At 33.6% G+C, this 8,137-nt stretch carries 8 protein-coding genes; 1 reads left to right on the forward strand and 7 read right to left on the reverse strand.

Annotated elements, in window-relative coordinates:
* Positions 1–30: 30 nt before the first annotated feature.
* Both NO346_RS14445 and NO346_RS14450 read right to left on the reverse strand, forming a co-directional pair.
* The gene (locus NO346_RS14445) at positions 31–729 is read right to left on the reverse strand and encodes a UvrD-helicase domain-containing protein (RefSeq protein ID WP_256415584.1); all 699 of its coding nucleotides are present in this window, start codon (positions 727–729) and stop codon (positions 31–33) included.
* A complete protein-coding gene (locus NO346_RS14450; protein ID WP_338326823.1) occupies positions 695–1,387 on the reverse strand; it encodes a TOPRIM nucleotidyl transferase/hydrolase domain-containing protein in 693 nt (230 codons plus the stop codon). The genes NO346_RS14445 and NO346_RS14450 overlap by 35 nt, the downstream gene beginning before the upstream one ends.
* A 235-nt stretch (positions 1,388–1,622) precedes the next feature.
* Between NO346_RS14450 and NO346_RS14455 the strand changes: the two genes are divergently transcribed.
* On the forward strand, positions 1,623–2,225 hold the full coding sequence (locus tag NO346_RS14455; protein ID WP_005088780.1) for a sce7726 family protein: 603 nt from the start codon (positions 1,623–1,625) through the stop codon (positions 2,223–2,225).
* Here the strand turns inward: NO346_RS14455 and NO346_RS14460 are convergent.
* From NO346_RS14460 to NO346_RS14480, 5 genes are all read right to left on the reverse strand, one after another.
* Complete coding sequence (locus NO346_RS14460) at positions 2,164–3,243, reverse strand: beta family protein (RefSeq protein WP_005088778.1); 1,080 nt, start codon at positions 3,241–3,243, stop codon at positions 2,164–2,166. The two genes, NO346_RS14455 and NO346_RS14460, sit on opposite strands and share 62 nt — an antisense overlap.
* Complete coding sequence (locus tag NO346_RS14465) at positions 3,230–4,474, reverse strand: ImmA/IrrE family metallo-endopeptidase (RefSeq protein ID WP_005088776.1); 1,245 nt, start codon at positions 4,472–4,474, stop codon at positions 3,230–3,232. Before NO346_RS14465 ends, NO346_RS14460 begins: the two co-directional genes overlap by 14 nt.
* Positions 4,475–4,476: 2 nt before the next feature.
* Positions 4,477–4,950: a hypothetical protein gene (locus NO346_RS14470; RefSeq protein WP_005088774.1), complete on the reverse strand. Its 474-nt coding sequence runs from the start codon at positions 4,948–4,950 to the stop codon at positions 4,477–4,479.
* A gap of 96 nt (positions 4,951–5,046) precedes the next feature.
* The gene (locus NO346_RS14475) at positions 5,047–6,642 is read right to left on the reverse strand and encodes a Tn7-like element transposition protein TnsE (protein ID WP_178883239.1); all 1,596 of its coding nucleotides are present in this window, start codon (positions 6,640–6,642) and stop codon (positions 5,047–5,049) included.
* The gene (locus tag NO346_RS14480) at positions 6,626–8,095 is read right to left on the reverse strand and encodes a TnsD family Tn7-like transposition protein (protein WP_151711499.1); all 1,470 of its coding nucleotides are present in this window, start codon (positions 8,093–8,095) and stop codon (positions 6,626–6,628) included. The genes NO346_RS14475 and NO346_RS14480 overlap by 17 nt, the downstream gene beginning before the upstream one ends.
* Positions 8,096–8,137 lie beyond the last annotated feature (42 nt).

Genomic DNA, 8,137 nt, shown 5'->3' on the forward strand with positions numbered 1-8,137 from the left:
ATTTTGTGTGTAGGCTTCTTCATTTGAAAATTATATCGCTGAAAAAGCCTTTACAGATAGGTTTGTGCAACAAAGCCATTTAGCTCTGTAAATTTTGGCAATCCAATCATGTGTTATCAATATTCTATGTGCGTAAATTAAAATATCATCATAATCAATTCCGCCACTACGGATCATTGAATCTTGATAAGCTTCATATATTTTCCATACATTTTTATTTGGATACTCTTCAAGAATATCAAACTCTGTAAGTATCTCTCTTTTAATCTGAGCAAACACATCTAAATATTTCTGTAACTGCTTTTCTCTGTTTTTTAACTCTCTCGAATCTACCACATTAAGATATTCATCAACATCTATGCCATCTTCACGTAAAGATTGCATAAAAATTTCCATTTTATCCTGATCTCTTTCATAAACATGAAGGTCAGTAGGTAAACCAACAGTATGACCATATTTTTCAAGAATCCTTTGACCCATTGAATGAATAGTCGTAATCCATGTTCTTTCTTGAATATTTTCCTCGAAAGATAATCGCATCAACATTTCATCAGCAGCTTTATTAGTAAATGTTAGAGCTATCACTCCATTCTTTTTGGTATTCGCTAAGATATATTTTATACGCTCAGTTAAAACCCGAGTCTTTCCTGCACCAGCAGATGCTAAGACCTGAATAGGTACATCCAAAGGAGACTCAACTATCTGAAGTTGTATTTGTGAGAGATTCATATCCAATTCCAGTAGTTATTTGTTGAAAAAGATCTTTTAGTTTTTGTGGCAATTCATCAGCAGTTAAAGATAATAAACTTTCAGCAATAGCCTTTGCATACTGAGGTTTACTTGAGTCTAAAATTTCAAGAATCGCTCGCTTTCTACCTTCATCTCCACTGTAATCTCTAAGTAGAGATTCAAATATAGGCTGATTACATAATGTACATGGTGGTCTAGCTGACTTTTTAGGTTTTAATGGAGTACCATTTTTACGCTCTATCCAATTTTCTATAAAATTTTCACCATTCACCAGTTTAATAGAGTGTTCTATCAATGCTGTATAATTCTGTTCTAATAAATATCCTTCAAAGTCTGTATTATTTAAGATAGTAATATTATTACAGCTCATCAAGTCAACTGATCCGAATACTTTTTCATAATTAGTTTTTAATTCTTGTACTGTTTTAGATTCTCCATCAGAAAATATGAATACAGGTATGTCAAAATCTTTGGCTAATATAAGAAAGGGAAGATATTTAGCTCCTGAGCCATTCACTGCAACAAAATTTATGCCTAGCTCAAAAGTAGTTTTTCCACAATAAGTCTCAAATAACAAGGGTAAGACTTGATCTTCTGTCTCTCCCTCGGAAAGTACAATAGCCCTTGATATGGTCAGACAAAATAGTTGTTAACTAAAGAACAACCAAAATCAAAGTGTTAGATAATTTCTTTGCTATATAAATGACAAAATAGTTTTTAACTTAAAATAAAAAATTTAAAACTTCCTATTTTCATAATTACAAAATAGTTGTTAACTGTCTACGGAAATTGTTAGTCTTTCTATCGTCTAAGTTTTCTACATTGTATAATACATCTTTAAATATAGGTGAAGTTTAGATACTTTAAAGAAAATGAATGCAACAAATGATCAAGATATTCGTCATGCTTTACACAGTAGATTGCAAAAGCAATACTACGTTAAAGACGATCATTTAGTCGTTGATGAGCTATCTTTAGAGCATGGTCGAAATCGAGTAGACATAGCAGTGTTTGATAACTGTATTCATGGCTATGAAATTAAGAGTTCTAAAGATAATCTACTTAGATTACAAAATCAGTTATCACAATATTCAAAAAGCTTGCAAAAAGTCACCTTTGTTGTAGCAGAAAATCATTTTAAAGATGTAATGATTTCTACCCCTGAATGGTGTGGGCTTATTCTAGCCACTAAAGGTCCTAGAGGTGGCGTAAGTTTTCGTTCTATTAGGCGAGCTAAACTTAATCCAAATGTAGACTTCATTAGTCTAGCTCATATCTTATGGAAGTCAGAAGCTATTGACCTACTGTATCAATATGGTATTACAGAGAGACTTGAATATAAAACTAGAAAAGAATTGTATAAGCAATTGAATCAAGTTATGACTGTCCAACAATTAGCCTTGGAAATTAAAACTAAATTATTGAAGCGTGGTAACTGGAGAGTTGATGAACAACCTTTGTCATATGATGGTTGATTGCCACTTGCTTCCATGTTCCTAGGTTTCCAAAGTTTGCTTTACCATTAGCAGTATCATGAATTCGTTTATCCCCATCAGAGAAAGGAACTCCTTTGTAACCTGGTAGTCCAATAACATTTGCACAAAGAGAAACCATTTGGATCTCATTCCCTCTAAATGCTTTAGCTTTTAAGACGTGCCAATGCTGAGGCAGTGTATAAATTAATTTTGCTGATGGGTTGACCTTCCGCATATCCATAGGAGGGAGAAACTCTATATCATCAGTTGTGTAATCTCCAAAAGTTGGTAATTTATCTTTGAACTTCTTTATAAGATAAGGATATAGCATCCATTCATGGCGAGTAAACAACCCACCAGGCTGTTTAATCTCTCTTAGATTCAGTGAATGTGCTGCTATAACAAAAGAACGATAACTTTTGATGTTGTTTATCTTATTAACTTTCATAAAGATTAAGTTGGAAAACAAAGCATATGGCTCAAATTTATCAGGTGTTTTTAAATCAATAATCAAATCTATATTATTTATATTTAAATCAAACATCTCCAATACTTGATCAATTTCACCATTTATATTTGGCTTATCTAAATCTTCAAGAAAAAGTCTTAAAGCAAGGCCGCAATTTTGTGTACTAATAATTGATTTAATTTCTGTTAAATACCATTTAGACTTTTCGAAAGAAATAACGGGAATTAGTTTACATCCCATAGCAAGACTCTTGGTATATACATATTTTATAACATTTTCTCCATTGTCCATGATTCCTTGTTCAATACTGTCATGAAAGTCTAGAAGAGCAAGTCTAGAACCCCATTTGTCTTTGAGCCGTTTTGGCATCGGCTCAATATGTTCTTGAATGGTTTTCTTTAATCGCTTTTCTTCAAAATCATATTCGATTGGAGGCATTATTATATAAGGGGTGATAAGATCCTTAATCTCTTTTTTGAGTTTAAACAATGCTTGGTATTCACTTTGTCGCCACTTTAAGAAAGGAACATAATGGTTACTCAGAATCATATTCATCACCCCAGAATAATTTTCTTACTTGCTTTAATCCAACTTTTTCATTAAAAATTTGATAATTATTGTTTTCTCTTCTTAATCTACCAGCAATAATACTTGGGTGAATATTTAGATTTCGGGCATCTTCATTTAAGGCATCTTCATTGATATAGAACCTACACATGCACATATCCCATTGTTCTGAAGGAATTAGGTTGTTCAGTGCAAAGTTGTCAGCTTCAATCTCAACCTCATCTTTAGTTATACCTACGTCTTCATCAACTATAGAGGTGCGTTCCGCATTCAGATGAAGAAAAATATGACCTAATTCATGGAAAAGAACAAACCAAAAATTATCTAGGCGATCTTGTCTTAATGTGAGCCCTATTACAGGGATTGAAGTATTTGGCAAAAGCATTGCAGCACCATCAAGATATGTAGATGGTAAATGTGGCTCTACAATTAGTATAATTCCTTTTGATAAAAGAAATTCTTGAGCTTCTAAAGGTCCATTTGAATTAGTAGAAATTCTAACTAAATGATTTAGCCAAGATGAATCTTTATTAAATTTTGGCACCTTAATTTGCTTTGTTATCTCTTTTGCTTTACTGAGAACCTGAATCTGCCATGCAAGCAATGAGTATTCATTGGGGGAGTTTCCATTAAAGTGAAACTTTCTATGTAATGCTAATTCATATTGCTCGTTACCAAAAAGATCTGTAAATCGTGCTTTGATTGCACTTATTGGATCAATATTGCCTGATAATAACCATTTACGTTTTAACATTTCTTTAATTGGAAATTTATTCCAATCAATTGGAGACGTATGTACAGTTAAACTATTCGATATTTTTTCTTCTAAAAAGTCATTTATTCTTAATAAAGAAATAGAATCTAAATGTCTATAAAGGTAGTCTTCCTGTCTTTTTATTTCCTCAATACTAACATTTAAAAGTGCAGCTATATCTTCTTGAGAAATATCATTAGCTATTCTGATATAAACTAGATTTTCTGGGTATTTAAGTATTTCCTTTTTTACAGGAATTTTGTGTTTAAATTTTTGGCTAATTTCTAAGAACTCATCACGCTCTTCAACTAATTCATTTAAAAATACATTTAAAGAATCTAATTCTAATTTTGATATAAAGGGAGCGACAGAAGTATCTTTCTCTACTTCAATAATTGTAGCTTGTATCTGCTTAATTTTTTGCTCTGTTAGACTTAATTCAAAAGAGTTTAAAATCATTTTTACACTCCCTGATTCATTAAAGAAAATTCGGCTTGAAGATCTATTACAATAATCCCTTTTTCCTGATTTGTATGTTTTTCATTCTTAAAAAAGTCTTTAAACAATTTGCCTGATGCTCTTTCTGTACAGTTGGGGAAGAGCTCTCCTCCAAATCGTGCTTTTTGGGCAGTAGTCCCATTACTTAAATCTAGAAAAATTGGATCAACAATATTAAAGTCAACCTGTTCAATGCTCCAACAAGCATCAAAATCACCAGGCATATCTTTTTCAGTGACATAGCTTCCATCAAGGTATAAATACTTACATCCTGACCGAGCGAGTAAATTAGCTGCGTTTACAAGTCCATTAAATAGATTAAGTCTATGCGGATTAAAGGCTAAGGTTTGTTTAACCTCTTGTAATGTAGCAAGATGTTCACCAGGAGGTAAAATCCGCCATGGTGCCCCACATAGTGTTTGAAAACTAGGTAGCATAATTCTTGGTTTTGTTTATTGAATGAACAAATTATAGCAAAAGTTAAAATATTTTTCCTTATCATTTGGTCTGATAAACTGATAATTTTCCTTGATTTAAAATAGATCCTTTAACACATTCATAATTCTTACAGCCCAATTATTAACAGCTTCTGAAGAGTCATTTCCTTGTGATGAAAACCGTGGATGGACAATATGAGTATGGGCATTTGCACCAAATACATCATCAAACAAATCATTTGGCCATGACAGTGATTTTGCGACTAGATGAGTCTTAATTTTATCTAAATAAATCTTCCAATCATCGGTTGTCAGGTAGATTAACTTAGTTGATATACTTTTTACCCCATCTGATGTATCTAATTCAATGAGAAGAAAGTCATCACTTCTATAGCAAAGGTGAACAAACTTAATGGTTCGTAGTTTATCTTTACTGATTCTATGACACTCGGAACGCCCAACTTTCGTAAGCTCATGGGTAAGTGATTCATATAGCACACATTGATGTGTAGATTGAAGCACTTGTATCATCGAGTTGAAATCATGATAGCGTTGGGCATATTTCTGATCATAATTTGTGTAGTCCTTTTTCCCTCCTACATCTGCCGCAGGTAAATCGCCTGCACTATTTGCCTCGTCTGTACTCGCTAAATGACCAGAAGCCGATTCATCATTTTCAGCATCCGTGCTTTTCTGTCCTGTTATTTTGGTTTTCCCTTTCTTGTTGATGGTCAATGGTTTTTTGAAACTCACCCATGACTCATTACCATCCAAAATACGAACTCCGTGCTCTATGGACGCTGTCGTACCATCTTCAATTGTAGGGTCAAGCGTACTACTATATTCGGGTTTGTAGCCTTGTTCCGATTGTTGTCCTTCCGTCTTGATTTGAGTGAAAGATGGGTGATCAAAACTAATGTCAGTAGGAATATCAGTATCGATTTCTATGCCAACAATTTCTTCAACAAGAAAAGCATCTTGTGACCTATTATATCTTCCTCGAAAATGGAGTGTCCAACCGTCCATTGAGGGTGGATCAAATTGAAAAATCCATTTCTTCCATCCATCCTTATCAATCAGTTGAGTATTAAAATAACGACAAATGCTTTCAAATGACTGTTTGGCATTAGGATCAAGTAGTAACCAGGCTAATAGACATTGGGTTCCCTTTTGATTTACAAGTTTTAAAGGCATTGTATTTTCTAAAAAGACAATTACTGTTTCCTCATTATCTTGGCATATTGCAAATTCATTTTGAATGGTCGTTGTACTGAGGCTTGCCCGACAAAAATAAGAGTTAATGAGAAAAAGTGTTCTTGCAAGCTCAAACTGTGGTAGATGAATAGTGACCTGATTGGGTCCTTCTATAATGAAACTAGTTTGTATTCCCTCAAAATATGTAAGATTTGAATCCGTTGATAATTCATCAAAATCTTTTAAAAGAGAGGGGGTTAGAAAATTCTGATCAGACAAAGTAATCACTAGATTCGGTTTAGATAATTGTCTTTCGCTACAGTTTAGTTTTTTGCCACGAATTAACATGGCTGCATTGCTAAAGTTAGTAAATTTCTTTTCTTGTTTTGGTGAGCATTGTAGGTTAATACTCCAGATTTTTGATTTTGAACCTTTGAATAGGCCGCCAATATGTGTAACTGTTACATTATGATCAAAATGATTAATTTTTACCGTCATGAGTATTGAAAAATCCAGATAGTTTTAGAATTCTTGCTGCATCAGGGGTGATTCTTTCTTTGCTAAGTCCTGCCAAGCGGAAAACTCGCCATAAGTGCAACGGTTGAAAATCTGAAGATAAGATTTTAACAGCTACACAGACTCTGCGTAGCTGGTATTCAGTAATACTTTCAACATACTTTACCAAAAAGCATCTAACCAATGGGAGCTTAGAGAGGTTATGCTCTATGCTTGAATGTTGTGGTAATTGCATAAGATACCAGTTTCTAGAACGTCTAGGTGTAGGACTCAGATCATCTTTGAATTGGTGAGCAAGTCGCAATAGTACTTTTGCATATTCTCGATCACGATTATGCCAGTCTACACGAGTGTTAAGAGGCGAACGTACTACTTGATGTTTGGAATTATATTGTTGAAGCCATTTATAATCATGGCGATATAACCACGCATAGATGGCACCTCCATTGCTTATGGAGCGACTCACCTTAATACCATTCTTTCTAACAAGCTGCTGCCACTTTTTACGGTATTCTGCACACTTTACAATATCTAAGTCATTTTCAATAGTTGTTGTTTTTACTATGAAAACTGGCTGAATATGTTGAGCATGATGAAAAATATTTTCTAATTTCTCTCGTGAAAGAAAAGTTTGCCAAACAAGTAAATGTTCAAAGAAACTAAAGCTTTTTCGGTGCTTACGGAATATATTTTTTAACCAAGAATTTTCCTCATTTTGATGACAAAGTAGATTTTTAGCTTGAAGATATTCTTGACCCCAATATTGTAAGAACAGTTCTAAAATTTGATCGTGTTTTATATGTTGCCCACGTGCATACCCAGAGTCTTGTGCCAATCCATAATAGAAGTGAGTCCATTGGTCAAAAGATATTGATGGATATGAGAAAAGATTCAGTAATTGCTGTATTGGTGCTGATATGATGAGGTCTTGAGAAAAGACTGAGCCAACTGATTCTATTGAAAAATGTGATTCTATGAATGGCTGAAAATGATGTCTGGAATCTGATGGTTTTTCTTTATAAATAGATAAGGATGAACCATGTTCTATACATATCGGTAGATTGGGTATGAACCAGTCTCTTTTCCAAAAAGCTTCACCATATTTTATTAGCTGAATTTCAATACATTTTGGACAAGCCTGAAAGTTCTGAACGGCTTTAATTCTAGATGCAGCAACGCCTAACATTGTATGCAGAGCCCCATTAGTTTTTCCGTGCATTAGCTCAATGGCTTTATCACGTATATTCTTTGGAACGAATGGGGCGTAGAGGGAAAATAAAGTATGTTGCCTTATTAGGTTATCAGTTGAATATTGTTTTGTATTCCTTAGCAGATATGCAATATTTGTGATATGGCTAGGTAGATCCAGCGTGGCGATTACATATCGATTCCCAAATACTGGGCAGAGTAAAACTTGAAGTGCGACATAAACCACCTAATTAATTTAAAGGGTTTATGGAGTATATAAAATTGTCAT

Origin of the sequence: Acinetobacter sp. 5862 (genome assembly GCF_024494585.1) — a bacterium.
Lineage (GTDB): Bacteria > Pseudomonadota > Gammaproteobacteria > Pseudomonadales > Moraxellaceae > Acinetobacter.

Coding starts and splice junctions, on each gene's coding strand:
- NO346_RS14460 (WP_005088778.1), bottom strand. CDS start 3,243: ATGATTCTGAGTAACCATTATGTTCCTTTCTTAAAGTGGCGACAAAGT.
- NO346_RS14465 (WP_005088776.1), bottom strand. CDS start 4,474: ATGATTTTAAACTCTTTTGAATTAAGTCTAACAGAGCAAAAAATTAAG.
- NO346_RS14455 (WP_005088780.1), top strand. CDS start 1,623: ATGAATGCAACAAATGATCAAGATATTCGTCATGCTTTACACAGTAGA.
- NO346_RS14445 (WP_256415584.1), bottom strand. CDS start 729: ATGAATCTCTCACAAATACAACTTCAGATAGTTGAGTCTCCTTTGGAT.
- NO346_RS14475 (WP_178883239.1), bottom strand. CDS start 6,642: ATGACGGTAAAAATTAATCATTTTGATCATAATGTAACAGTTACACAT.
- NO346_RS14470 (WP_005088774.1), bottom strand. CDS start 4,950: ATGCTACCTAGTTTTCAAACACTATGTGGGGCACCATGGCGGATTTTA.